At 40.2% G+C, this 26059-nt stretch carries 19 protein-coding genes and 1 pseudogene; 10 read left to right on the top strand and 10 right to left on the bottom strand.

Features of this window, described 5'->3' with window-relative positions; translation table 11 throughout:
- Nucleotides 1-3 precede the first annotated feature (3 nt).
- Both V7K45_RS14430 and V7K45_RS14425 read right to left on the bottom strand, forming a co-directional pair.
- Nucleotides 4-453, bottom strand: coding sequence for a response regulator (locus V7K45_RS14430; protein ID WP_322698234.1), 450 nt, complete (start codon nucleotides 451-453; stop codon nucleotides 4-6).
- Nucleotides 447-3008 carry a GAF domain-containing protein gene (locus V7K45_RS14425; RefSeq protein WP_335004462.1) on the bottom strand — a complete coding sequence of 854 codons (2562 nt, stop codon included), beginning with the start codon at nucleotides 3006-3008 and terminating at the stop codon, nucleotides 447-449. The genes V7K45_RS14430 and V7K45_RS14425 overlap by 7 nt, the downstream gene beginning before the upstream one ends.
- A gap of 1088 nt (nucleotides 3009-4096) precedes the next feature.
- Between V7K45_RS14425 and V7K45_RS14420 the strand changes: the two genes are divergently transcribed.
- Nucleotides 4097-6964 carry a hypothetical protein gene (locus V7K45_RS14420; protein ID WP_335004459.1) on the top strand — a complete coding sequence of 956 codons (2868 nt, stop codon included), beginning with the start codon at nucleotides 4097-4099 and terminating at the stop codon, nucleotides 6962-6964.
- Between the two features lie 69 nt (nucleotides 6965-7033).
- Here V7K45_RS14420 and V7K45_RS14415 read toward each other — a convergent pair whose 3' ends face one another.
- Nucleotides 7034-7465, bottom strand: coding sequence for a hypothetical protein (locus tag V7K45_RS14415; protein WP_335004457.1), 432 nt, complete (start codon nucleotides 7463-7465; stop codon nucleotides 7034-7036).
- An 883-nt stretch (nucleotides 7466-8348) separates the two neighbouring features.
- On the bottom strand, nucleotides 8349-8756 hold the full coding sequence (locus V7K45_RS14410; RefSeq protein ID WP_335004455.1) for a hypothetical protein: 408 nt from the start codon (nucleotides 8754-8756) through the stop codon (nucleotides 8349-8351).
- An 858-nt stretch (nucleotides 8757-9614) separates the two neighbouring features.
- On the opposite strand from V7K45_RS14410, the gene ppk1 reads away from it, so the two are divergent.
- A complete protein-coding gene (gene ppk1 / locus V7K45_RS14405) occupies nucleotides 9615-11786 on the top strand; it encodes a polyphosphate kinase 1 (protein ID WP_442941999.1) in 2172 nt (723 codons plus the stop codon).
- A gap of 306 nt (nucleotides 11787-12092) precedes the next feature.
- Nucleotides 12093-12509: a response regulator gene (locus V7K45_RS14400; RefSeq protein WP_335004737.1), complete on the top strand. Its 417-nt coding sequence runs from the start codon at nucleotides 12093-12095 to the stop codon at nucleotides 12507-12509.
- 129 nt (nucleotides 12510-12638) lie between these two features.
- Here V7K45_RS14400 and V7K45_RS14395 read toward each other — a convergent pair whose 3' ends face one another.
- Nucleotides 12639-12812, bottom strand: a complete 174-nt coding sequence (locus tag V7K45_RS14395; RefSeq protein ID WP_094348556.1) for a hypothetical protein — start codon at nucleotides 12810-12812, stop codon at nucleotides 12639-12641.
- A 417-nt stretch (nucleotides 12813-13229) separates the two neighbouring features.
- Between V7K45_RS14395 and V7K45_RS14390 the strand changes: the two genes are divergently transcribed.
- Nucleotides 13230-13799, top strand: coding sequence for a DUF2854 domain-containing protein (locus V7K45_RS14390; protein WP_335004453.1), 570 nt, complete (start codon nucleotides 13230-13232; stop codon nucleotides 13797-13799).
- 327 nt (nucleotides 13800-14126) lie between these two features.
- On the opposite strand, the gene V7K45_RS14385 is transcribed toward V7K45_RS14390, so the two are convergent.
- Nucleotides 14127-14387: a chlororespiratory reduction protein 7 gene (locus V7K45_RS14385; protein WP_335004451.1), complete on the bottom strand. Its 261-nt coding sequence runs from the start codon at nucleotides 14385-14387 to the stop codon at nucleotides 14127-14129.
- 457 nt (nucleotides 14388-14844) lie between these two features.
- Here V7K45_RS14385 and V7K45_RS14380 point away from each other — a divergent pair, with 457 nt between their 5' ends.
- Both V7K45_RS14380 and V7K45_RS14375 read left to right on the top strand, forming a co-directional pair.
- The gene (locus V7K45_RS14380) at nucleotides 14845-15045 is read left to right on the top strand and encodes a hypothetical protein (RefSeq protein ID WP_335004449.1); all 201 of its coding nucleotides are present in this window, start codon (nucleotides 14845-14847) and stop codon (nucleotides 15043-15045) included.
- Nucleotides 15033-16058 (top strand): PleD family two-component system response regulator, encoded by a 1026-nt coding sequence (locus V7K45_RS14375; RefSeq protein WP_322737812.1) that lies wholly within the window; start codon nucleotides 15033-15035, stop codon nucleotides 16056-16058. Before V7K45_RS14380 ends, V7K45_RS14375 begins: the two co-directional genes overlap by 13 nt.
- Nucleotides 16059-16103: 45 nt before the next feature.
- On the opposite strand, the gene V7K45_RS14370 is transcribed toward V7K45_RS14375, so the two are convergent.
- Complete coding sequence (locus V7K45_RS14370) at nucleotides 16104-17309, bottom strand: histidine kinase (protein ID WP_335004445.1); 1206 nt, start codon at nucleotides 17307-17309, stop codon at nucleotides 16104-16106.
- Between the two features lie 1567 nt (nucleotides 17310-18876).
- On the opposite strand from V7K45_RS14370, the gene V7K45_RS14365 reads away from it, so the two are divergent.
- From V7K45_RS14365 to V7K45_RS14355, 3 genes and pseudogenes are all read left to right on the top strand, one after another.
- On the top strand, nucleotides 18877-20271 hold the full coding sequence (locus V7K45_RS14365) for an S-layer homology domain-containing protein (RefSeq protein WP_335004443.1): 1395 nt from the start codon (nucleotides 18877-18879) through the stop codon (nucleotides 20269-20271).
- 318 nt (nucleotides 20272-20589) lie between these two features.
- The gene (locus V7K45_RS14360; protein WP_335004441.1) at nucleotides 20590-21618 is read left to right on the top strand and encodes an SGNH/GDSL hydrolase family protein; all 1029 of its coding nucleotides are present in this window, start codon (nucleotides 20590-20592) and stop codon (nucleotides 21616-21618) included.
- Between the two features lie 143 nt (nucleotides 21619-21761).
- Nucleotides 21762-21881 (top strand): annotated as a pseudogene (locus V7K45_RS14355) (M42 family peptidase); the annotation flags it as partial.
- A gap of 57 nt (nucleotides 21882-21938) precedes the next feature.
- Here V7K45_RS14355 and V7K45_RS14350 read toward each other — a convergent pair.
- Both V7K45_RS14350 and V7K45_RS14345 read right to left on the bottom strand, forming a co-directional pair.
- Complete coding sequence (locus V7K45_RS14350) at nucleotides 21939-22277, bottom strand: type II toxin-antitoxin system PemK/MazF family toxin (RefSeq protein ID WP_335004439.1); 339 nt, start codon at nucleotides 22275-22277, stop codon at nucleotides 21939-21941.
- A complete protein-coding gene (locus V7K45_RS14345; RefSeq protein WP_335004437.1) occupies nucleotides 22264-22473 on the bottom strand; it encodes a toxin-antitoxin system, antitoxin component, Xre family protein in 210 nt (69 codons plus the stop codon). Before V7K45_RS14345 ends, V7K45_RS14350 begins: the two co-directional genes overlap by 14 nt.
- A gap of 164 nt (nucleotides 22474-22637) precedes the next feature.
- Here V7K45_RS14345 and V7K45_RS14340 point away from each other — a divergent pair, with 164 nt between their 5' ends.
- On the top strand, nucleotides 22638-23006 hold the full coding sequence (locus tag V7K45_RS14340; RefSeq protein ID WP_335004435.1) for a hypothetical protein: 369 nt from the start codon (nucleotides 22638-22640) through the stop codon (nucleotides 23004-23006).
- On the opposite strand, the gene V7K45_RS14335 is transcribed toward V7K45_RS14340, so the two are convergent.
- Nucleotides 23003-26059, bottom strand: a 3057-nt coding sequence (locus V7K45_RS14335; RefSeq protein WP_335004433.1) for a CHAT domain-containing protein, incomplete at its 5' end; no start/stop codon positions are given. The genes V7K45_RS14340 and V7K45_RS14335 overlap by 4 nt on opposite strands.

Genomic DNA, 26059 nt, shown 5'->3' with positions numbered 1-26059 from the left:
CCACTACTCCGGTGGCAGTTTTACGATCGCAAACCAGAAATTTTCTATTGATTGGACAATTTTAACGAACTGATCGAAATCTACTGGCTTGGTTATATAACAGTTGGCAAAAAGGTTATAGGCTTTGAGGATATCTTCTTCAGCTTGGGAAGTAGTCAAAACTACTACAGGAATTCGTTTGAGGTTTTCATCTCCTTTTATTTCTGCTAATACCTCTCGTCCATCTTTTTTCGGAAGGTTAAAATCGAGCAGCACAATATCTGGATGAGGTAATTTAGCATATTTTCCCTGTTTTCGCAAGTATGCCATTGCCTCTACACCATCCTCGACTACGTTTAAGTGAATTGAGATTTTACTATCTTCTAGGGCGATGCGTGTAAGTTGGACATCGCCAGGATTATCCTCTACTAACAAAACCTCAATAGGCATAATCGCTGTTATGGTGTTTACCATTGCTTACCTACTTTATCTGGAATTGTGAAGTAGAAAGTCGAGCCTTGACCCGGTTTCGACTCAACCCAGATCCGGCCGCCGTGGCGTTCGATAATTTTCTTACAAATTGCCAGACCAATTCCAGTACCTGGATACTTGTCTCTGCCGTGCAAGCGCTGAAAAATTATAAAAATACGTTCGGTATATTGGGATTCCAAACCAATCCCATTATCACGCACAAAGAACAACCATTCATCCTCCGACGGGATAAAATTTAAATTTTTTCCATTTATATTGACATCTCTCTTACTTACGCCAATGTGAATTCGTGGCTGTTGACGATCGCAAAATTTGATCGCGTTGGCAATCAGGTTTTGAAATACTTGTGTCAATTGGGTAGCATCAGCCATCACTTGAGGTAGAGTATCGTAAGTGACAACTGCTTTTCTATCTGCGATCGCAACTTGAAGATTAGCAAGCACCTGTTCTAAGACAACATTACAATCAACTGGCACAAAAGGCTGTCCACGGGTACTGACGCGGGAATAGTTTAACAAATCGTTGATTAGGGTCTGCATCCGACTGGCCCCATCTACTGCGTATGTAATAAACTGATCCGCACTGGCATCCAGTTTGTTTTTGTATCTCCGCTCCAGCAGTTGTAAATAACTAGTTACCATCCGCAACGGCTCTTGCAAATCATGGGAAGTTACGTAGGCAAACTGTTCTAATTCTGCATTAGAACGAGTAAGTTCCTGACTTTGCTGGGTTTCTTTTTCTAATAGTTGTGCCTGAGATAAAGCAATTCCAATTTGGTTCGCTAATTGCTGTAACAAATCCATCTCAAACTGATTCCACTGTCGAGGTGCGCTACACTGATGAGCTAGCAATAAACCCCAAATATCGTCCCTGATAAGAATCGGCACTACCAGATTAGCCCTGACAGCAAACTGCTGAAGAAATTCTCGATGGCATGGTTGGATATGAGCAGCTTCAATGTCTTCAAGGGCACTTACTCTTCCCTGGCGATATCTCTCTATATATTCTTCTTTAAAGCAGGAGTCAAAAATATTTTCTCCTAGAATTACCGGCCAACCAGGCAGGACTGCTTCTTGTACGACTGTTCCCGAACCGTCAGGTTCCAGTCGAAAAATTAACACCCGGTCAGCTTGTAGTAGTTTTTGTACCTCTGTGACAGTGGTTTGAAGAATTTCATCTATTTGTAAAGAGTCTCGAATTTTGAGAGTTATTTCGGCAAATAGTTGCGATCGCAGATTTTGCCGCTTTAATTCTTCATCTGCTCGCTTGCGATTTGTAATATCAGTATAAGAACCGACCATCCGCACTATATCACCCAATGCGTCCCAAAGTGCCTGTCCTCGATCTAGAATCCATTTATAGCTGCCGTCTTGGCACTGGACTCGATATTCACAGACGTAAAACGGTGTTTTCTTGGCAAAGTGGTCTTGGAAAGCCTGAAGTACCCAATCTCGCTCATCGGGATGGATTCGTTTTGTCCATTCATCCCAACGGTTGGAAACTTCGTAGTCTTTATAGCCGAGCATTTCCTTCCATCGAGTTGAGAAGAACACTTCATTAGTCTTGAGGTTCCAATCCCAAATACCATCATTATTACCATGTAATGCTAATTGCCAACGTTCTTCACTTTCTCGTAGTGCTTCTGCTGTTTTCCGTCGTTCAGTAACATCTTGAAGATATACAGACAAGCCGTCTTTTGCCGGATAAGCGTGAACTTTAAGCCACTGCTGCTGTGGCAGATACAACTCCTCAAATTCGACACTAACCTGTTCTAAGATTGCCCTGCGATATTCACAATCAAATCTTGTGTCGATAATTTCTGGAAACACCTCCCAAATGTTTCTACCCAAAAGCTCATTGTGAGTTTTTTGCAACAGCCGTTCTGCTTGACCATTAATATAGGTGAATTGCCACTTTTGATCCAGGGCAAAAAAACCATCAGTGATACTTTCGAGAAGATTGGTGATGCGGGTTTTGGCTGCTTCAGACTGGGCGCGGGCTGCTTGCTCGTGTGCCACTAGTTTCTCTGTAACTTTAGAGACCTCACTTATATGACGCCTGAGTTCAAGTTGGTCGATTACCAGGCGACTCAAACCCACAAACGCCTCCACTTGTTTTTGGCTTAGTTGTCGTGGAACTTGGTCAATTGCACACAGAGTTCCCAACATATCTCCCTTCGGAGTAATTAAGGGTACACCTGCATAAAACCGTATATATGGATAGCCAGTTACTACCGGATTACTTGCCAACTTCTCATCAGCTAGGGTATCAGGAACCACCACAACATTACGCTGCTCTTGGCAAAGATAAGATAATCCAATAGTCCGGGGCATTTCTGATACATCTAAACCTATTTTTGCCTTAAACCATTGACGGTTTTCATCAATAAAATTGACCAAGGAAATGGGAGTGCCACAAATAAAGGCCGCTAACTGAGCAAGATTGTCATAGGCTTCTTCGGGTTCTGTGTCAAGAATTTGATACTGGCGGAGGGCTTCTAACCTCGCTACTTCTGTATCAATATGTCTAGGTTTCATTAACTTTTTTTAATAAATCTCAATGTGATATCGAGTCGTCAGCGTGATTATCTTAAAAAGAGCTTAACGTTTTTTAATAATTGTTAGCCCTTTCCTCACCTTTGGCTGTTCAGCGGTTCTTAAAGGATGTTTGAAAAATATTTTTCATCACATCTAAGCCTTAGAAAACTAACTCTCTCAGTCCTCTTCCCCTACAAGAGAATGGCTGTTTCAAAGCCTCTCTCCGTTTCGGGGAGAAGTTTGGAGAGGGGTTTTGAGTATACTTTACAACTTTTCAAACAAGCTCTTATCAGCCACTGCCTGTTTATGCCGCAAAGTTATTGTGTAGGCGTAGCTCGTCGTAGACATCGCCCTAATCCTAGTGTAGAGAAGTTTAGGACTGAGGACTAAACCATTCTAGGTCGATGCGATCGTCTTCTACTGTCTTGGGATTCTCAGGAAAACTGGCTTATACATTAATACGAAATTTATCTGCATAGCATTAATTAGCTCAAATATCAGCATAGATGCACAGAGGCTGATTGTGAGATATCGCTCTAGTATTTCCACTATATGGCTAGGGTATCCTCAATTAGCTCATCAGTCTACTGCAAATGTATAAATAAACTCCGCTAAAAAACAGCAGTAGTAATATGGTAGTCGCGCAAGTGTATCAAATTGACAGACAGCAGCGAGTAGCCTAAAGTATCTTTTTTACTAAACTTTTTAAGTGATTCAGCTTAAATTACGTATTTATACGGCTAAAGAATAGCTCAATTTTTGAGTTGTGGTGATTTTGCTGAGGTTGAATTTTTGCTCAAGAATTACACTCTTGTTGCAGTAAATCTGCTTAATCCTATTTAATCCCTTTACGAACAGGATAAGAAATCAAACTTTTTGACTATCTATATTTACTGAAACACTGTTGAATCCATCGAATCAAATAAATCCAAAGACTAAGTATTAAAAAATGGTTAAGTTTTGAGATTAGCCAATACTCAATAGTTTGAATAGCCAAAAATTTTATTCTGAAAACATTGAAAAACTCAAATCAAAAAAGTATCAAGATCTCCCTAATGAGATTCAAAAAAAAGGCCAGAATTCTGGGCATGTTTTTGTTATTTTCAACAATTTTATACAAAATTGTATTTATTAAATTATCTGCGATCGCTCTAGGCATAGATAGGCAAAACAATATTGATTTAATCGCTAATCATAACAGCTCGTTAATCAAGTCTGATAAAAAAATAAATAACTTTCAAGGCAAAGAATTGTTAAAAGAGGCTTTAAGAAAGTCTAATTCTAACCTAGAAAAACCAAGACAGTTACGCAAATTCACCATTGCTGACGTTATCCCGATTGAAGAATACAAAGAAAAGCCTCCCCAGCTACCTGAAGAAGATCGAGAAAAGCCTCAACCAAATACAATTCAACCATCAAATTCAAATCCATTAAAACCATACACACCCCGGCAACAAATATTAATAGAAAAACTACGTCGAACAAAAAAGCAACCACAGGCAATCCAAAAAACAATAATTCTTGATGCTCTAACATTTAGTGCCGATAAGTATCCTTGGATTGTTAACCCTACAGATAACCTTACTTTTTCCACAGAATTATTTAAGCCAAATAAAAATGAAAATTATATAGATACGGATATAAGAGTAAGATTTTCTGGAGAGAATCAGATTATCGATAAGTTTACTTATGCAAAATTTCCCAAGACTGACCAGTTTTACTGGGTTTTAGATGGCAATAGAATAGTAGTTGAAACGAAAGGCTCCCAAGCCGGTATCATCTATCAAGGAAGACAAACTCATACTTATATCACCCAAAATGTTACTTCACAACAGGCATTTTGGGGATTGCAAACTCTGTTCGCTATACCTGCAGATTTTCAGAATTTATTTGGAGACGTTGATACTCAGAATTTTTCCATAACCTCAATAGTTGGACAATTGGTAAATCTTGAAGGGATACCTGCTGGCAGAGTTACCATTAATAGTGGAATTGACTCAAATAATCCTAATGTCACAGTTTTAAGAAATCCTATTCCAGCTATTGGTAGTGGTTCTACTTTGAGTATCAATGGTGGACAAGCTTTGTTTCAAGCTTTAGATGCTGTCAATGCCCCCAAAATTTTGCAAGGCTTTCCAACGACGAATATACAACCTTTACTAGATGATGGAAATGTCAAACTCAAAATAGGCGAAATCATTCCTAATAGTGCCCTAGAAGCTACTGGTATCTCCTGGGGAAATATCTTGACAGGAAAAGGTTTTGGTTTTAATGCTCCTATCTCTTCCTTACCAGGTATTAAGGTTGCTCAACTTGGCAAATTTGATAACTATGATTTATTAAATGTAGCAGTCAATCCTTTTCTTTCTCAATCGGAGAAAGACTTTCATTATTTTAACTCTTTACAGTGGGTATCTTTAGGAAGAAGAGAACCAGTATTTGAGACTTTATCTCAAACTCAAGATAGTTCAGATTGGCATAGGCTATATGTTAGCCGTCCTCATAATCGTAGTTTAATTCAATACGACCCAGTTGCAGTTAAGGCTACTTATTCTAATATTTTTTCTGCTCCAGGATTATCTCTAACAGCTAAATTCAGCGATACTAGTCTTGATGCTATTCAATCAGTAAATTCTACATTAGGTTTATTATTAGGTGAAGTTTTTGAAGCTATTAAAATTGATAATATTCAACAAGGTATACAAGAAGCTAGACAAAAATTCAAGGACGGAGAAGGCTTTAATTCTTTACATACAACTGCTACATCTGAACAAAGAAGACAAATCAATAACAGGCTGAATCGCACTTTATCTTATGCTAATGCATCTAGTGGACTAGAGCAGGTATCTGGAACTTACACATTTCCTAGTCAAGTCACTCCTCAAAACTCTAGTATTTTACAAATAAGAACGGGAAACCACAAACGAGCAGTTCAATTTCTTGGAAGAGATATTTCTATTTTAAAGGAAGGCAATACATTCTTTTCTGATTTAAGGCTCTCTAATAAAACTTTTGGACCTCTGACTTACATTGGTATTCCAATTCCTTTAAATGATACTTCCATTAATCCTATTAATCAATCATCTGCTGCCGAAGTAATTTTGACAAGTCCCCAAGGACAACAATTTGTACAAAAATTTAATTCCTCAGATTCGACAATAGTACCAATTGAAGCGCGAGCAGCCGATTTAGCATTCGATTATATGGAACTCACTAGAGTTGACAAAATTGGTGTTAGTTTTAATAGTTTTAACGGTTATCTCTCATTACCAACAGTTGAATTATTAGCAGCAGGTTCTTCTGGAAATTTTAATTATAGTGCTAATGTAGGAACATGGTTGAATATAGATGCTAACTCAGCTCCAGGCGTTTCCAATAATAATTTAGGAATGGAAGAACCAACCTTAGGTTTCTATACTAATATACTTCTTAACTATATTAAAACTGATGTGCGGTTAAATTCAGCCAAAAGGCCTGTAGCTATTAACACTCACGTACCATTTTTGAGAGTTGATTGGAATAGTGCTTCTAATAAAAATAATCCTTTTTCTACTTATTTAAGTTATTTATATCAGCATCAAGAAAGAAATTTTGGTTTTACTTTAGCTCCTGGTATCGCTTTTGTTGAGAATAATAGCAATGGTGAATTTCTAGGTCTTTTTAATGGAGAATTTAGTACTAGTCATGGTTTGAACCTCAAGACTAATTTAGAGATGGGTAAAGAGTTTTTCTTTCAATTTCAGGGTTTACACAAAGTTAGCAAAAATCTCTCTGCTGGCATTTATTTTAAAAATTATGCTATTAATAATATAGGTTTGAGCAACCGAGTTTCTGGCTTCAATTATGGAGTTATTCTCAGACATAATTTTCCAGATAATAGTGTGTTTATAGAAACTCAAATCGGTACAGGCGAGAATGGATTTGACCTACAGCTTCAAGGTGGTTATAGATTTTGATGGCATCGTAAAATATCCCCGACTTCTCAAAGAAATCGGGGATATAAGCTTTTAATTTGTCAATTTTGTTTAATCTAAACCATTTAAGCCATTATTACCACCGACCGCTCGGATTACAGTTGTTAAATCTTCAACAGAAGTAGTATTTTTTAATAAGTTTGCTGTTGTATCAATAAATGGGTTTGGGTTAGAGAGTGTAGTAGTTTGAACTAATCCTGGGCTTATAGTCAAACTAGTTATTGTTTCGTCATTTCCACCTGCGATACCTCCATAAGTAGGAGAAATTGTTACACCTCCGTTAAAGTAAGAGCCAGAAGGTAAAGTTACCTCGCCACTGACACTGAGAAAAGTGCCAGAAGGTCTAATAAGAGTAACAGCACCACGAGCAGTAGCTTGTTGTGCGTTTGCTGGTGCGGCTAAAAAGTTTCCTACACTTATTAAGCCTAATAAACAGATACTTCCCCGAAGACTTATAGATAATTTTTGGGATAAGCTATTCATGTTTTATAAACTCCTCATATTCTTCGCCTTAGCTTGTTTCCAGATTTTGCTTGGAAATGCAAAATTAACCTCGACTAGCAAAAGTAGAGGCAGAACCCTTTGTTATTGGGCTTTTATTCTTTCAGTGTATAAAAATATAAAACCTTTGTTGGGAGCGTTTTGTGAAAAATGGACATTTTGAGGCTTCGTATTTTTACGCAAGCTCTCTATTCAATATTCAGTGAGAGTTTCAGGGTTTATATTGATATCACTAAAGCTATGTAAAAGATTGATGAGGAGTTAGATGGCAATTCAATAAAGGACTAAAATCCTAGTTTTCAGTAGGGGCAATTCATGAATTGCCTTTACTGAGTTTAAACGTAAAACCTTTTAAAACCTCGCTTCCAGTCTCTAGCTGGAAATGCTTGTCATTGCGGCTCTACCTCAAGACTTGAGGTGGACAAAATGTGCCTTTCCAGTCAAGAGATTAGGAACGAGATAATGTCTCAAAGCATTCTTGCTTACTAGCTTTCACGTTTAGTTGACACCAATAGACTTCTTGCATAAGTCGGGAAAAGGGGAAGGTGGGGTCCCAAGAAGGGGATAAAGGGCAGAGGGGAAAAGATTCTGTATTGTCCCTTTCCCCTTTAACCTTTACCCTTTTCCCTAAGAGTGCAAAAAGCACAAATGCCAAGAGGTCTAATGACTCCAGCTATGCGTATCTGCGAAAGACCCATACAACAAAATTCCCGACTTTTTGAATAAGTCGGGAATCTGAGCCACAAAATAAATATAGGGAACAGATATAGCATTGCTATTTCTCCTCCCTATGATCTATTAATTTATTCAACTGTTTTGTCAGTTGTTAAAATTTTTGTAAGTACTTACAAAGCAAAAATTCAATCTACTCTAAACCACCACCAGCACCAGCTGCTCTGACAAGGGTTGCTAAATCTTCAACAGCTGTGAAAGAACCAGCAGCAATCTGTGCTGCAATAGCTGCTGAAATTGTGGTGGGAGGTGTGGTTGAAGATGTTCCAGTTGTTGGGGTTAATGTAAGACCTGTGACAGTTTCTTGGTTTGTACCCATACCAGTATCATTATTAACAACAACATCTAGTGCGGTAAAGTCTGTACCCGGAGCTGCAACCAACTCACCACTGACGCTGAGAGAAGAACCTGATGGTCTAACTATTGTAACTGCACCACGAGCAGAAGCTTGTCCTGCATTTGCTGGTGCAGCCAGGATATTACCAACGCCAACCAAACCTAGCAGACAAATGCTTCCTTTAACGATCGCAGAAATTTTCATGATTAACAAACTCCCCGTGTTGTTTTTCTTTACGTTATCAATATAACCATTGCCTGCCAGAAACATCTCAGAGATTGTACTGAAGTTTTAAAAAATTGCAGAGGTCATAAATTAAAAAAACTAATAGATGGAAGTATTGGTGTAGCTTTGAATAAAAGCTTCAAATACCTCATAAAAATCGAATTGCAGTAAGGCTTATGCCTACTAAATGCCTGTATACAAGTTGTAGTAATGATTACCAAACTTTTGTTTTTGCCAAGCCAAATCCATCAAGTCTTGTAGGTAAGCCTTTAGACTGCTTACAATGTCCCAATACCCTGTAAACACTGCTTAATAATTCGTTAAAACTTGTTAGATATCGCTATGTCATATCTTTGCTAAATCTTAAGTGCATCTTTATAGGTAATATGCTGTGGGCAACGATTTGAATCCCCAGACCGATCGCAGTTATTGTATGGATGCAATATTTTGAAAGGGCAGATAACTATACGCCAATACCATATTCCACAAAATTGAAAACGGCTATAAAATCTAGTTATAGGTTGGGTGGCTAGGGTGGTTATCTGGAAGATAGCCAAGGCGATGTCTACGACGGGCTATGCCTACGCGCAAAGCACCCAAAAATTTCTTAGGAATGTTGGCTTTCGTGCCTACACAAGTTAATTTTTGAGTCTTTGACTAAAGTTATTTAAATACAAATAGATTTTTGAAAGTTATGATGTCTGTCCTTTACCAGTAGCGAGGTAGAGAATCAGCACAGCCAAAAATTGCCTCAGCGTTACCCTCAAGCACCATTTAACTTACTATATTTATTGTCCCCCAGTTGAATGGGCTACATCTGCCTGCCTTTAGGTCATTATGGCAAAATCTAAGAAAAGCGCTACCCCCATCAATCTCAGCGATCCACAATATTATCTTAACCGAGAGTTAAGCTGGTTAGAATTTAATGCCAGGGTATTACATGAAGCCTGTGATGAGCGCACCCCACTTCTGGAACGTCTTAAGTTTTTGGGAATATTTAACTCTAATTTAGATGAGTTTTTTATGGTGCGCGTTGCTGGCTTAAAGCAACAAGTAGAGGCAAAAGTTAGCCTGTTAACTCCTGATGGTCGCACACCACAACAACAGCTAGACGATATTAGGTCTACCCTCACTCCCCATGTCAACAAGCAGCACCAACATTTTGAGCAAGTGCTTCGTCCTCTACTAGTAAATCATGGCATTCATATTCTGAATTACATAGATTTAAATCAAAAGCAGCGGACTCATCTCAACAGCTATTTTGAGGAACAAATCTTTCCAGTTTTGACTCCTCTGGCTGTCGATCCTAGTCATCCCTTTCCGTTTATTTCTAATCTCAGTCTGAATCTGGCTGTTGTGGTCAAGAATCCAGACACCGAAGAAGAATTCTTTGCCAGAATCAAAGTCCCTAGCGTTCTGCCGCGATTTTTACCCATACCGCCTGAATTAGGAGATCAGAACAGCGAAAAACCTGCCCACTGGACTGGTGTACCCTTAGAACAGGCGATCGCTCATAACTTGGAATCACTATTTCCGGGGATGAACATTCAAGAATATCATCCGTTCCGCATTACCCGTGATGCCGATTTGGTCTTAGAAGAAGATGAAGCAGATGATTTGTTGTTAGCGATCGAACAGGAATTGCGAAAACGGCGGCTGGGTGGTAGTCCAGTCCGGCTAGAAATTCAATCGCAAACTCCGGAAATAGTGCGATCGCGATTATTGCAAGATTTGGAATTAACAGAAAGTGATGTTTACGAAGTAGATGGTCTTTTGGGACTGCGGGATTTAATGTACTTTATGTCTTTGCCGTTGCCGGAACTCAAAGATCCACCACGCCAATCTGTTGTACCATTACGCCTGCAAAGGTTGAGAGAACCGAGTTTAGACCCAGATGCGCTGGAGACGGACGAAGGAAAAGACTTTTTTGCTGTAATTCGGGAAAAGGATTTACTAGTACACCATCCCTATCAATCCTTTTCGGCTACAGTTGTGCGCTTTATTACCCATGCTGCCTACGATTCGAATGTATTAGCCATCAAGATGACCCTTTACCGGACTTCTGGTGACTCACCCATCGTCAACGCCTTAATTGCCGCTGCTGAAAATGGCAAGCAAGTATCTGTACTGGTGGAATTAAAGGCGCGATTTGATGAGGAAAATAATATTTACTGGGCAAAACGACTAGAAAGAGTTGGAGTTCATGTTGTCTATGGTTTAGTTGGGCTAAAAACCCATAGTAAAACCGTCATGGTGGTACGGCGCGAAAAAGACCGGATACGTCGCTATGTACATATTGGGACTGGTAACTATAATCCTAAAACAGCACGACTGTATACAGATTTGGGATTGTTTAGTTGCCGTGAAGAATTGGGTGCTGACATTACAGATTTATTTAATTTCTTAACTGGATATTCTCTGCAAAAATCTTATCGAGAGTTGCTGGTTGCGCCTGTGAATATGCGCGATCGCTTTTTGGCATTAATTCACCGCGAAATCGAAAATGTTCAAAATGGGTTTTCTGGACGGATTGTCGCCAAAATGAATTCCCTAGTCGATCCAGAAATTATCGCCACTTTATATGAAGCTTCCCGTGCCGGAGTGCAAATAGACTTAATTGTTAGGGGTGTTTGTTGTTTACGCCCAGGAATCAAAGACATTAGTGAAAATATTCGCATCATCAGTATTGTCGGTCGCTTTTTAGAACACTCTCGGATTTATTATTTTCATAACAATACACAGGAGGAAATTTATATCGGCAGTGCTGACTGGATGCGCCGCAACCTGGATCGCCGAGTCGAAGTAATTACCCCAGTAAAAGACCCAGATATTGCCAAAGATTTGCAAGAAATTATGGGAATTATGCTTGCAGATAATCGCCAAGCTTGGGAATTACAAGCTGATGGTACTTACATTCAACGGCGTCCTTATGATGATTCTCCAGAAGCTAATTCACAAAAAATTCTTATGAACATGGCATTACGCTCAACTGGTGTCGTCCCAACCTGATTGATTAAAAAATAAGTTACTTATACCTTGACAACTATATCGACTTAGTTTAGTTCCAAAAATTGAATTTTTTGAGCAGTTGTCTAAGTTCTTTATCATCATAGGTTCACACAAGTTATACCAATTTGAAAGAAGAATGTAACAAATAGAACATCTTGTAGAGACGCGATTCATCCCGTCTTGACCCAAGGATGTGTTGCAATCGTTAATTGAACTGGTATTATTCAACCATAGGATAGAGTTAGTGCTGGCACTTGTTCTCATAAACTGGAGGGGTTACTCTGAATAAATTTGTCTTTCCCCTCAATGTTAATGTTATCCTGCGAGCTTTCTACCTTGCGTGTTTTAGTAGTCGACGATCACGAACTGACTCGTTTAACCTTGCAATTGGTTTTTTCTTGTCAGGAAAATATTCAAGTCGTAGGTTTAGCCAGTAATGGTGAAGAAGCTATAGAAATGGTTAAACTTTGCCATCCTGACGTAATTGTTCTAGATTTACAGATGCCTGTCATGGATGGCTGGAGTGCGTCTAGTCACATTAAAGCTATATCTCCGAACACCCAGATACTTGCTTACTCCTCAGTGGAAGATGTGAATTTTCACGGGACAAAGGCAATGTCTAGCTTTGATGACGTTTGTAAGAAAGATGTACCAACAAGCGAACTTATTGCCTTAGTTAGGCAGCTGGGTCAGCGTGCAGGAGATGGTTCACTGGCAGGATAAATGATGCAGTGATTATTGCTTCATCAACTCAGGCTTAGTTAAATTGCGGGGGTTTGAAGACATGAGACTAGTAAATAACGTCGGTCTAACCAGAAATTGAGGTTAAACCGACGTAATTTTTGATAACTTCTACTCTACCGGAATAGTGCGTGTAAATTCATCGATTAGTTCATCCAGTTCTTCCAAAGCCTGATTTACGTCAATTCTCAAAGTTCCCAGGTTTGGTTGCTCAAGTAAGCTTAATAGGTAATCGCGTTTACTTTGAACTGCGACAATTCGTTCTTTTATAGTCTGTAGATCCATTATTTTTTTCCTGTCTTTAACTACCTTTAAATTTAAAGTTAACTTAAAATCTAATATTCTGGAACACTATAGGCCCTTAGCGGTCAACTTAGAGTCACTTGCCTTCCCTACGAGATGCTGCGCGAATGTAGACTAAGGAAAAATTGAGTGTTTGAAAACCACAAAGACAAAGGTGAGTAAAGTCTCGTTTAAACGAAGCCAATGCTTTAGGCGGTAATGTAATGCCTGACTTGTTCGCTCTTACTGTGTTTCCCTTCCGTCTCTTTAGCAACTGGCGTGTGGTTTCTAACTGCCTTAATATGGCAATTTAGGATTAGTTGAATACTGACGCCTGGGGACGATGTTCTTCCCTAATTTGTTACTCATAGCCGATGATAATAAAACTAAGGTATTCAGACTTTATACTAATTTAAGCTCATGCTACGCCAAATCTCTTTGGGAACACTCGGTCTAACTATCGGTGGTATATTAACCATCATTGGCTTCGTCGCCTATGCTGATAACAATGCCACACTCAATCTTGTCGGATTTTTTTACGGGATTCCTCTATTATTGGGAGGACTGGCACTAAAAGCTAATGAACTTAAGCCAGTACCATTTACCCAAACTACGTCACCGTCAGCATTGATACTGCGTCAGCAGCAAGCAACTGATACTCAAAATAAAATTCGCAAAGACATCACCCGATATTGCTACGGTCAAGATGCTCATCTAGATACAACACTTTCTTTTCTGGGTTTAAGTCCCAATGACCAGGAACGGCCAACAGTCACAGGGTTACGAGAAACAGAAGTTAATGGAAGGTATGCCCTAATTTTAGAATTTGATTCACCGCTAATACCAATTGATGTGTGGCAAAAAAAGCATGAAAAAATGACCAATTATTTTGGTCCTGGATTGGAAATTCAAATAACGCAGCCATCTGAAAATACAATTGAGCTAGCGCTAATCAATACTCAAAAAGAATCACTAGTAAGTAGTCAATAGTCAAGAGCAAAAACTATCGTTTCCCAAACTTCATTCTTTTATGACTTGTTGTTACCCATATTTTTGCAACAGTCAAAATAATTAATAATTCATAATTACAATTAGTGGTGGCTCCTGTACTCTCCATTCTCTTGTTGACCACTAAATTGTTGATGAGTGTGTAGTCTTGTGTACAGTGTCTTTAACTATAAATTATGAATTAGTAATTATTCTTTTGGGAATTCCCTTAACCACGATTTAACTCCCCAATTTATTCAATAAGTTGGGGAGGTACTCAGCATTTTTGCTTAAGATTTTTTGGGATTCTCTTCAGCACTTACCAAAAAGTTACTTTTCTAAACGAACTGCGTACCACTGTAAATATTTACCAGGGCCAATATCTAATTCGCAGCTAGTGTCAATTAAATATTGGGCTTGAGTTTCCACAGTCTCAAACTTTTGCAAGTCAGGTGGTAAATCTTGAAGTATGAGTTGCTGAAGAGTTGTTTTGAGCTTTTCTAATAGCTCTGATGGGGTCATAAATTGTTCTGGTTGATTTGTTTCTAGAACAACAAAATTATCTTGTTGGTACATTAATGAGTCTGGCATTTTAAAGATTTAGCGAATGTCAATAGGTTTGGATGGTTTTTGTAAGAGCTTTTGCTTGTTTGTATAACCAACGTGAGTTCTGGGCGGTTTATGGCTAGAATGGAATGGTTATGAAGTCACTTGAAAATAAAGTTTTGCACTAAGTTTTATCTCAATCTTATGTAATTATACTAAACCTTAGCAAGCCTTGTCGGATAGACTGAATAAATTTCAGTCAGGTGATATTAGTATTTAGTATTAACTATCTTCTGAGGGCACTTTGGCAATTGCCTTGTTCTGGATTGCTAAGTTTCTCAACTAACTACAGAACTAAAGAATTAAGGTGTGTATTTGTAATTCTCAAAAAAATCGTAATTTGACTTTAACAATAGGGAAATATAAAAGTAACATTTTCTCCCACAACCATCGCTGAACAAAAAGGCAGCAATTGCCTTCGCGTTCCAATTACAGATTGTCTATGCAACTTATTTATCTACCGCTTGCTTGGCCCAATAATATTGGGCAGTCCATTGTCAAAAAACAGTTGATTGTGAAGCCAGACACGCCTCTGCCGCAAATCCTGGCATTGATGAAAATAGCGATCGCCCCCATGCGATTGAGTTGCACAGCCTTTTTCAGGATAGTCCCGCAAATGGAAGGCAACTCATGTCAGGCATAAGCCCATTTTCTGTTTCTAAGCAACCACCACTGATTCTAGTGGCTGATGATGACAAGACCATCCGGGTATTGTTGCGTAAAGCAATGGAACAAGAAGGTTATCGAGTGGTCGAGGTTAATGATGGTAAGCAATGTTTAGATGCTTACGAGACTATCAAACCGGATATAGTTTTGCTAGATGCTGTAATGCCTGTGATGGATGGCTTTACTTGCTGTAAGCACTTGCTTCAGATTGCCAGGAATAATTTAATCTCAGCCCTTGCCACCTTTGATACTGACTCGACTCTTAACAATACGGTTATCTCCAAGATATGGGAGCGTACTCCCATCTTGATGATCACTTGCTTGGACGATGAGGAATCTGTAAACCGTGCTTTTGAAGCAGGAGCGACTGATTATGTCACTAAGCCAATTCACTGGCCTGTATTACGCCAGCGATTGCGCCGACTGCTACAGCAAGCACAAGTATACAAACAGTTAGAGGCGGCAAACGAAGCTTTGCATCACCTTGCCAATGTAGATGGCTTAACTGAGTTGGCTAATCGTCGCCGCTTTGACGATTATCTTAATACTCAATGGATTAATCTTGCACAAGAGGGATTTCCCTTGTCAATGATTTTGTGTGATATCGACTTTTTTAAATTTTATAATGATAAATACGGCCATCCGGCAGGAGATGTATGTTTACAAAAGGTGGGTGCTGTCTTAAGCCTTAAGGCACAAAAACATCAGGATTTAGTAGCGCGTTATGGTGGCGAAGAATTTGCTGTGATTATGCCATACACTCCTGCATCTGGCGCACTTCACGTTGCCGCCGCAATCCAAGCGGGAATCAAAGATTTGCAAATTGTTCATGACGGTTCTGCGGTGAGTCAGCACGTCACTCTCAGCATGGGGGTGGCAACTGTTGTCCCGACTTGGGAATCTTCACCTTCAGAGTTGATCGTGCTGGCAGATAAAGCACTCTATCAAGCAAAAGCCGGGGGACGCGATCGCTTTGTCTCAAGTTCTTAATTGTCATTAGTCATTAGTCATTGGTCATTTGTCAATACCCATTACCTAAGAAGGATAAACTGGCAGTGTGAAGTGAAACCATGCTCCGTTATTGGGGGCAGAGTCTACCCAAATTTGACCATAGTGTGCCAGGACGATACGTTGGCATAAACAAAGGCCAATGCCATAACCTTCTGTACCTTCATCCCGTTGCAGGCGGAAGTGGTTTTCAAAGATGCGATCGCGATTCTCTACAGGAATACCAGGCCCGGTATCGCCAATACTAAACTGAACTTTTTGAGTAGTGCGGTGCAATCCGGCAATGCTAATCTTGCCACCTTCTGGGGTGTATTTGATGGCATTATCCAACAGATTTACTAGCACTTGCCGGATGCGTTCTGGGTCAGCATATACATAAGGTAAGTCGTTGGGAATATCTGTTTCGACCTCTTGGGATTTGGCGGTGTAGCGATCGCACAACTCTTCTAGTACATCTAAGCACAGTTTACCTAGCTGTACCTTCTGTGGTAAAATTGGAAACTCAGTATCTTTGCCGCGACCTACCTGCAAAAGGTCGGCAATCATCCGATCGATGATTTTAGTTTGATTACGGGCTTGTTTTAATAGATGCGCCGTTAAGGATGGTTTGAGGCGCTGAAATTGCCCTGTTTCTAAATTGTAGTTAGATTGGAGAGTTTCGATGGCGATCGCGGCGGCTGTTAGGGGATTGCGGAGATCGTGTGCCAGCATCCCAATCACCCGATCTTTAAACTGTAGCTGCTCTTGAAGGTTATCTTTTTCTTGTTTTAAGCGAAAAATTTCGTCTGAGAGTCGGATGAGTTCGGCAGAAACAGCAACTGAACGGATAGTGGATTTGGGTGATGTCGCCTTAGCAGTATCGTCTATCCGTTCTTGTAAGTCTTCCTGTAATTTCAAATAGGCGTCTACAGCGGCTTGCCAGCGAGGCCACCAGTTTTTCAATTGCGCTATGATATTACTCCCAGCCAAAACCTGTCGTGGTTCCGGGTGAATTTTGATTAAAGCTGGCGTTGCTACCAGTTTAAAGTGTTCTGCTAAGTAAGGTTGTTGACCAACATCAATAGTTTGAAGTTCAAAACTATACTCAGCCTGCAATTCTTTTAAGTAAGCACGTATTCGCTGCACCTGTTGGCGGGACTTGGGGCGTCCATCGACAAACAGCAACAGCTGGAGTGGAGCTTCAGAATAAATAGGCTGATCCTGGGAAACTTGCATGTAATCGTGTTTCAGCACTGGTAACAACCCGGTGACGCTTTACAGAAAGTAAAAAGGACTGACGGTTGTCGATGGTCGTTGTTTTTTCTTCTTAATATCTATTTTAGATTTTCATACTCCTATCCGATCTGCGTTTTTGACATCAGACATATCTGATTCAGCCTTTTGCTCCCGTTTAGTTAACTTTATCTCCAAGAAACACCCAAGTCCCTGAATATAAGTCTTAATTTGCCCTGAATGAAAAATTTTCGCCAGAGCCAGCAGGTGAAAGGTTTAATGCTATGTCAAATCGGCTAGTCCAGCACTATGTCAATTTGAGTACTCGCTTTCAGCAAGCGATCGCCCAAGAAAATACAGATGCTAATTGTATCTAATCTATCAGGAAGCTGTTAACTGTTCAGACCAAGTTTGTAGAGGTTTTTTCAACCGCCAGTGCATTTGATGAAGTGTCTTTTTCGCCTCAAGCCAATCATTAACTAGGATTGGGAAAAACAGCCATAGATAACTATGTACTACTTCTATAACTTGCGAAGCGCACCTTCCAGCCTTCCTAAAAAACCACAGCCCTATCCCAGAATAACAGGGGATGGGTTGATTGAGGGAAAGTTTTGGATAACATAGAGGCGATGCCTACGGCGGTAAACTACGCACTTTTAGAGGAAGCACTCACTGCTTTCGAGGTTGTCAAGAAACTCTTGACTACAGCACAAGTAGCGCTTTCTCCAGAAAATCAATTTAGAGATACTAGGGAAACTGCTGCGACACTTGACTGCTTTACCTATTTACCCCAATCGCCAACAATAACAGAACTTACGCTAATTTCCTGGAATTGTTTAACACTGGCATTTTCCAGAGATTGCCTTAGTCACCTTACCATGGTCAGATGAATAATTTCCAGAATCGATTGTCAGCCAGTATTAGTTAACTCGATTTATTCCCCTTTTGGGTGAGGCTAAGAGGGGGCTTTATTCCTAGTCTATCACTTCAGTTGCTTGGCGTAGGCAATGCCTGCCGTAGGCATCGCATTACAACTAGTGTATCTGGAAGTAGATTCAAGCTTTTGCTAGCTAAACTGTTTTTTGACCAGTTATCAATCAGTTATCTGCTCTACAACTTGGATGTTTAGATAACTATCTGAAAAATTGATTCGCAATCAAGTATCGATCGGTTTGTAGTCGGTGGCCCGATTCCTCATCTAAAGACTAAATTCTTTACTACGAACCTTCAACTCATAAAACTCTTATTAAGCAAGGATTTCAGAATTTATTTATATTTTTCTCAAAAATGTTAGTTTTTCAGAATTTTAGGGAACTCTATAAATAAGCATAGGAATTATCAAAACCTAATGGCTGTAAAACGAAGACAATACGGTAGCTTTTGCTACCGTTTACTCATTTTTCGAGATATCATCACCAACATAGACATTTAGGAAGAAGACGTAATAAATCGGTAGTGTCTTTTGGTGATTATAGAGAGTCAGAGGAGAGCAGGGGCATAAAGGAGAATAACCATGTCCCATGCCCCATTCCCATTTAATGGACAGTCTGCGCTAGGGTAGGAATTGAAACTCAATTTGTGATTTCCTGTGCTTCCCTGTAAACGTCCAGCTGTATTTCTAATTTGGGCTGTTATACTCACTTCGTTAACAGCCTGTGCTAATAGTCCAGTCGCCAAAAACCTTGAAGAATCTTTGGCGGCAGATCCGAAACTGCAAAGCAATCCAGTTGTCTTTGGAGAATCCCCAGGTAATCAACCGCAAGCACAGCAAAATGAATCAGCAGTTCAGTTACCAGCTGATTTTCCTAAAGATATCCCCTTATATTCCAATGCCAAACTACAGGAAGTTACACCTGCTAGCGGCTCAGAAAACAAAATCTCAACTCGTTGGTTAAGTTCTGACCCCAGTAATTTTATTGCTAGTTTTTATCGCAGCCAGTTTCAAACAAATAATTGGCAGATTTTACAACAGCCAACAGATGATACAGGAGGCGCTTTTGAGGCACGTCGCAACGATTTGCTGTTGAAGGTTTCCATTCAGCCCAAATCAGTTACTAACGCCACACCTAATCAACCACAAACAGCCACTGAATTACTGATTGATTACCTACCGAATAGTACTGCAACAACACAACCTACTTCAACTACAAATCCTAATGAAACTGCTAACGCCGTTCCTCAACCGGGAAATTCACAGTTCATTGGCCCAATACCACCCGCAAACTTGGCAGCACAGCCACCAAGCACAGCTAATAACCAAATAATCCCTACAAGTAGCCCTAAATCTCAGGAATTCAACGATCTGAATAAGGCACCGCAAGAATGGCGGCAACATATCCAAGACTTAGCTGCATTAGGTGTTTTATCTATAGAAGCAAAGATAAATAAGAGCAACTCGACTAATACAACTAACCAGTTTGAACCCGGTAAAATCGTTACACATCGGGAATACGCCCGTTGGTTAATTGCTGCTAACAATGCTGTATATGCAAACAATCCAGCTAAACAAATTCGCTTGGCATCAGAAACTACTCAACCAGCTTTTAGTGATGTGTCCGCAAAAGACCCTGATTTTCCAGCAATTCAGGGATTAGCCGAAGCGGGGTTAATTCCCAGTTCTTTGTCGGGAGATTCTACAGTAGTTTTGTTTCGTCCTGATGCACCCCTAACGCGGGAACAGTTGCTGCTGTGGAAATTACCTTTAGATAGTCGTCAAGCTCTACCCTCTGCTAATTTAGATACGGTCAAACAAACCTGGGGTTTTCAAGATGCAGCACGAATTGACCCCAAGGCTTTAAGAGCAGTGTTGGCTGATTACCAAAACGGCGAACAATCGAATATTCGGCGGGTGTTTGGTTATACGACTCTGTTTCAACCCAAAAAACCAGTAACTCGTGCTGAGGCTGCTACGGCTTTGTGGTACTTCGGCAGTCAGGGTGAGGGTGTATCAGCGACTGAGGCTTTGAAATTAAAGCGAAGTTAAAGCGAAGTCTAGGATGGGTTACGTCATTCTGTTGCCGTTAGTTCCTCTTTAGCAGAAAAGTGGTCAATACCCACGGTTTAGCATAGAAAGTTTGCGATTTCTTTGTAATAGACTGATTTTTTATCAAGAAAATGTAAATATAAGTATTTTCAGCGTTTTTACCTGTGTTGAATGAATTTTTGAGGCATAGTTAGGTAAAACAACGTAAATTAACTCAATAGATGTACTTACTTGTGAAGTAAGTCAAAAGAGAAGTTGTTAGGCTATTGCCCTTTCATCACTTGTAAACAAATTAAAAATATGACAGGTAAAACAAATATGAAAAAACAAGCTGTAGCGGTAGGATTTATTCTCTTATCTTTCATATTACCGACCAAAGCCTCGGCTGCGAGTTTTGATCGGCTTTTTGTATTTGGCGATAGTCTTTCCGATCCAGGCAATACATACAATGCTACTGGTAAAACATTTCCTCAAAGCCCACCTTATTTTCAAGGGCGTTTTTCCAATGGGCCGCTCTGGGTAGAGTATCTGGGAGATCGGCTAGGGTTAAAGCCTGCTTTATTCACTACTATTCCTGCTACTCCTCCTACCCAAGGAATAAACTTTGCTTTCGGTGGTGCTAGCTCTGGTTTAGATAATGCTGTTGTTCCCAAAGTAGGATTACCGGGAGTGCTCAAACAAGTCCTTGGTTTTGCCGGAACTCTGCAAGCAAATAATCAAACTGCTGACCCAAATGCACTTTATACATTGTGGGGAGGTGCTAATGATTTCTTTTTTCTCAACCCTGAAGACTCGACCACGCCAATTAATAATATATCCCTGGCGTTGAATACTCTGGTAGGAGTCGGCGCGAAAAATATTTTGGTGTTTAACTTGTCCGATTTGGGAAAAGTACCAGCAGCTAAAATCAACGGTCGCAATCCTGCAACCCTTAGCAAATCTACTAATGAGTTTAACTTGGGTTTAGCAAAAACTGTAAGTGCTTTGAGCCAAAACCCGAATCTCAACATCATCTCGGTTGATACTTATTCTTTATTTAATCAGGCAAGTGCATTAGGTTTTACGAATGTAACCGAGTCTTGTCTATCTAGGCTAGATATATGTGACCCAGGTAATAACAAGTTTCTTCTCTGGGACGATTTCCACCCAACCACTGCTGCTCATCAGGTGATAGCAGATGCTGCACTGGCGGCGATTGAGGCTAAGTCTGTTCCTGAACCCTCGATAAACTTAGGGATTTTAGCCCTTAGTGCTTTTGGCGCGGTAGGAGTGCTGAAGCGTCAACAAAAAAGGTCAGCAGTCCGGGTTATGGATGCGCAATTTTCTCATATAACAGTTAAAAACTAAACTAATTGATGTGAGATTGCGATCGCTTATTTGAAATACTTGAAGAATTAGTTATGCACCATTCTCTGAGTGGTGCAGAAGCCGAGATTAACCAGTTGTTGATGCAACGATTTGCGGCGTGGATGTAGAAGTCTGGTGCGTAGCGTGCTGCGTGTTTGGCGTTTCCTACACAAAATACCCACGGTTATGAAATTGCTCATTTAGGAGCGATCGCTAATTGTATCGATTTGTTAAAAGCTTTCTGTAAAACTGAGTTTGAGTGATTTGTCGAGGCTTTAATTTGAAAGAGCGATGTCTACGACGGGCTACGCCTACGCATATCAACCCAAAATAGCCAGAAAAAGGTTTTGCAAAGTCTGAAGGTCTGGTTCCTCAAGTCGTCCTAACTTTTTAATCACTAACCCTTTATCTATGGTAGTCAAAACTGGTTTAATAATTGAAGGCTTGAGAAGACCAGCCACTCGCCATCCAGCAATTGTGATTTCACCAAAGGAAGTTGCTGGATTTGCTTGACTGGTAATCGCTATCAATATTAAATCCGAACGCTCACGTTGATAGCTATCAGAACTCACAACTACTGCTGGACGTTTTTTAGTAGTAGTCTGGTCAGTAAAGGGAAACGGCACTAAAACAACATCACCAAATTCATAGTTTGTCATATTCTGCATCATCAGGGTTATCCCAGATTTTGAGCAGAACTGGTTCAGAAAGTTTTGCTGCTGCAAAGGTAAGGCTATGATCTGTACTTTGCCGATCCAAAGAATCAATAAAATCTTCAACTAGCAAAACTTTTTCGGGAGGTAGCTGGCGAATTTTTTGAAGTAACCTTTGCTCTGAAATGCTATCAGCCTGCATTATTTCGATTCTCCTAACTTTGCTTGTATTGGTTGCTTTATGCATTCATTATAGTTTTTGGTTGTTTCTAGCGATGAAGGCGATCACTAATTGTATCGATCTGTTAAAAGTTTTTTGCAAAACTATTAGAGGTATAATTGCTGAAACTTCGTGTATTTATTTAAATGATTACCGTTACACCAGAGGAAATTACTCAGTTTCGCAGCCAGTTGGCGGATAGTCCAGGCGCTTTAGCAGCTTTGGATACTATAGAAGAGTGTGAAGGCTATTTAGACGATGCAGTTCCACTGCTGGTTATGCGGGAAACTGCACAGGAAGCAGATAGAGGATTAAATGATTGGTTGGAAAAATCCCGCCAATTTGTCTGTCAGGAAGAAGTTAGACAAGCCTTGGAATCTGGTTTACTTGCTCCAGCTATAGAAGCGATCGCTATTGGTATTGCCATTCCTCCTGGTATAGCAACTGCACTCAGTATATGCGTGTTTAAACTGGGTGCGAAAAAGTTTTGTAAAGTACCGGAATCTGGTGCTTAAAGTCCAGAAGCTGTAAATCCAGCCCAGTAGTAGGGATTTGCAAAAGGTAGGGGTTGACGTTGCTTGATTAGTTTCAAAGATTCTTGAAATCTGATGCGTTGTCCTACTCTTAGTTGAGCAAGGACTTTTTCAATCTGGGTTTTGTGTTCCTTCAGAAATATGTCTAATCCCTCAATAGTCAGATTTCGCAGCCAGTTTTGAGCTTCCTTCAGGGCTATGGCAACATCTCCTGCTTCCAATCGACCGAGTTTGAATAAGTTTTCGTAGAATTTAATCATCAAAAAGCTGGTGGAAAGGTCATCTACTTTCCATAGGCAACTAACGACACTGGGACTACCTGCTAATAGAAAACCGCTAGGTAAACCAATATATTCATCGCTGGTATTTTGAAAATCAATTAATCCAGTTTCGCAAGCGGAAAGGGTGACAAGGCGGCATTGTTCTAATTTGAGAGCGAAGATTTTATCTAAAGTCAGGCATTTTTCTAAATCATGGGTTTCACCCAATCGCAAATTCAGATAACGTTCAGAGTCGGGTTTTGTTGGTGTGTCTGCGACGGGTGCATTTGCCAAAATTAAGGCTGAATTACCGGGATTTGTGAAGTTAAAATACCCGTGACAGCTAAAGTGGGCGCAGTGATAAGTATTTAAGTCAGTATTATTAATAGCTGTGAGTGTCGCTGCTGTTTTTTTAAAAACGTTGGAAGTATTAAAGTAGCTTTGAATAACTTGTACTTCTAAATCGGTGTAATTCAGGTCTTCTGTAGGATTTTGAATCGCAAATAGAGATTGAAAATCAGGACGTTTGCGCTCTTGTACCTGTTGCAGTAGTTGACAACTGGGTGCATAGCTGACACCACCAGCAAATAAATCCAGAAGACAAGACGAATTTTCAGAATTTTGATTTACTGGGAGCGCATGAAGGGGGAATAAGTGCAAGAACCGATGGGGAATTAGGATGAGTTTATCGCAGTGGTTTGGTATCTGGGTCAATATTTCATCAATGTGCAGAATTTTTGCTAGCAGGTGCAGACGGGTAGTTAAGCGGCGTTGCCAGTAGGATTTTTTATAACTATAGGCTTTCAAATAGCTGTTTGTCCATTTTGCTAATTTGTTCAGGTCTACCAAATTGGATGATAAAGTAATTGGTTGTTGGGTTTGCTTGGTAATAATAAAGACGAGCAGCTTATTGTTTGTAATGTAAAACTCAACAATTGCAGTGCGATCGCTCAGAGTCGAGCGGAATGAGTCAAATTTGAAACCAAAACCAACGGGTAAATAGCCGTTTTGCAATTCATTTCGCTGGTTTCGCAACTGTTGTAGATGTTGTGCAAGGACTTTGGGATTTTCAGCTTTGCCATTTTGGATTTGATATTGTCCTACGGCTATTTCATCCCTGTATTTTTCTAATTGAGTGAATACTTCTGAAGGGAAGATGGTTTTAGAGTCACGTTCGAGGATTTGTTCAACTAAATTGCGGGTTTTACTACGTTCAACATATTCAATTGCTTCGGTATTCTTATTTAATTCCCTGCAAACTTCTACCATGCGGCTATAAACTTGGTTAAAGTGTTCAGCTTGTTTACGTTTGCTTTCCTCCCCAGAAACTATTTCCTTCCCAGAAACTATTTCCTCCCGCAAAGATTCTACTGTGGCAATGGCAGACTCAAAAGTATTGCACGCTAAGGCAAACTGGTTTGCATTTTGGTAAGCAATTCCCAGTCCCCACAAAGTTTCTGCATGGTTTTGAGGCAAAGCTTCCCTAGTGTAGACACCTAAAGCAGCAGTAAAAGCAGCGATCGCTTTTTCGATGTTATCTGCCCTGTCTCCTTTTATTCTATCGCTGTAGGCAACAGCGAGATTATCTTGCGTCATTGCCCAATCAATAGGCAAAGCTTCTCTGGTTCTGACAGTTAAAGCAGCAGTAAAAGCAGTGATCGCCTGTTCGATGTTATCTGCCCTGTCTCCTTTAATTCTATCGCTGTAGGCATTTGCGAGATTATTTTGCGTACCTGCCCAATCAATAGGCAAAGCTTCAGGAGTGTAGACATCTAAAGCAGCAGTAAAAGCAGCGATCGCAATTTCGATGTTATCTGCCTTGTCTCCTTTAATTCTAGAATAGTAGGCATTTGCGAGATTATTTTGCGTTGCTGCCCAATCAACAGGCAAAGCTTCAGGAGTGTAGACACCTAAAGCAGCAGTAAAAGCCGCGATCGCTTTTTCGATGTTATCTGCCCTGTCTCCTTTTATTCTATTGCTGTAGGCAATTGCGAGATTATTTTGCATTGCTGCCCAATCAACAGGCAAAGCTTCAGGAGTGTAGACACCTAAAGCAGCAGTAAAAGCCGCGATCGCTTTTTCGATGTTATCTGCCTTGTCTCCTTTTATTCTATCTCTGTAGGCAAGTCCGAGATTATTTTGCGTACCTGCCCAATCAATAGGCAAAGCTTCTCTGGTTCTGACAGTTAAAGCAGCAGTAAAAGCAGCGATCGCTTTTTCGATGTTATCTGCCTTGTCTCCTTTTATTCTATCTCTGTAGGCAAGTCCGAGATTATTTTGCGTCATTGCCCAATCAACAGGCAAAGCTTCTCTGGTTCTGACACTTAAAGCAGCAGTAAAAGCAGCGATCGCTTTTTCGATGTTATCTGCCCTGTCTCCTTTTATTCTATCGCTGTAGGCAACAGCGAGATTATTTTGCGTTGCTGCCCATTCTTGAGGCAAAGCTTCAGGAGTGTAGACATCTAAAGCAGCAGTAAAAGCAGCGATCGCTTTTTCGATGTTATCTGCCCTGTCTCCTTTTATTCTCTCCCTGTAGGCATTTGCGAGATTATTTTGCGTTGCTGCCCATTCTTGAGGCAAAGCTTCAGGAGTGTAGACATCTAAAGCAGCAGTAAAAGCAGTGATCGCCTCTTCGATGTTATCTGCCCTGTCTCCTTTTATTCTATCGCTGTAGGCATTTGCGAGATTATTTTGCGTTGCTGCCCATTCTTGAGGCAAAGCTTCAGGAGTGTAGACATCTAAAGCAGCAGTAAAAGCAGCGATCGCTTTTTCGAT

Origin of the sequence: Nostoc sp. (assembly GCF_036917375.1) — a bacterium.
GTDB lineage: Bacteria > Cyanobacteriota > Cyanobacteriia > Cyanobacteriales > Nostocaceae > Nostoc.
The sequence above is the reverse complement of the archived record's forward strand: the minus strand, read 5'-3'. Positions and strand labels throughout refer to the sequence as shown.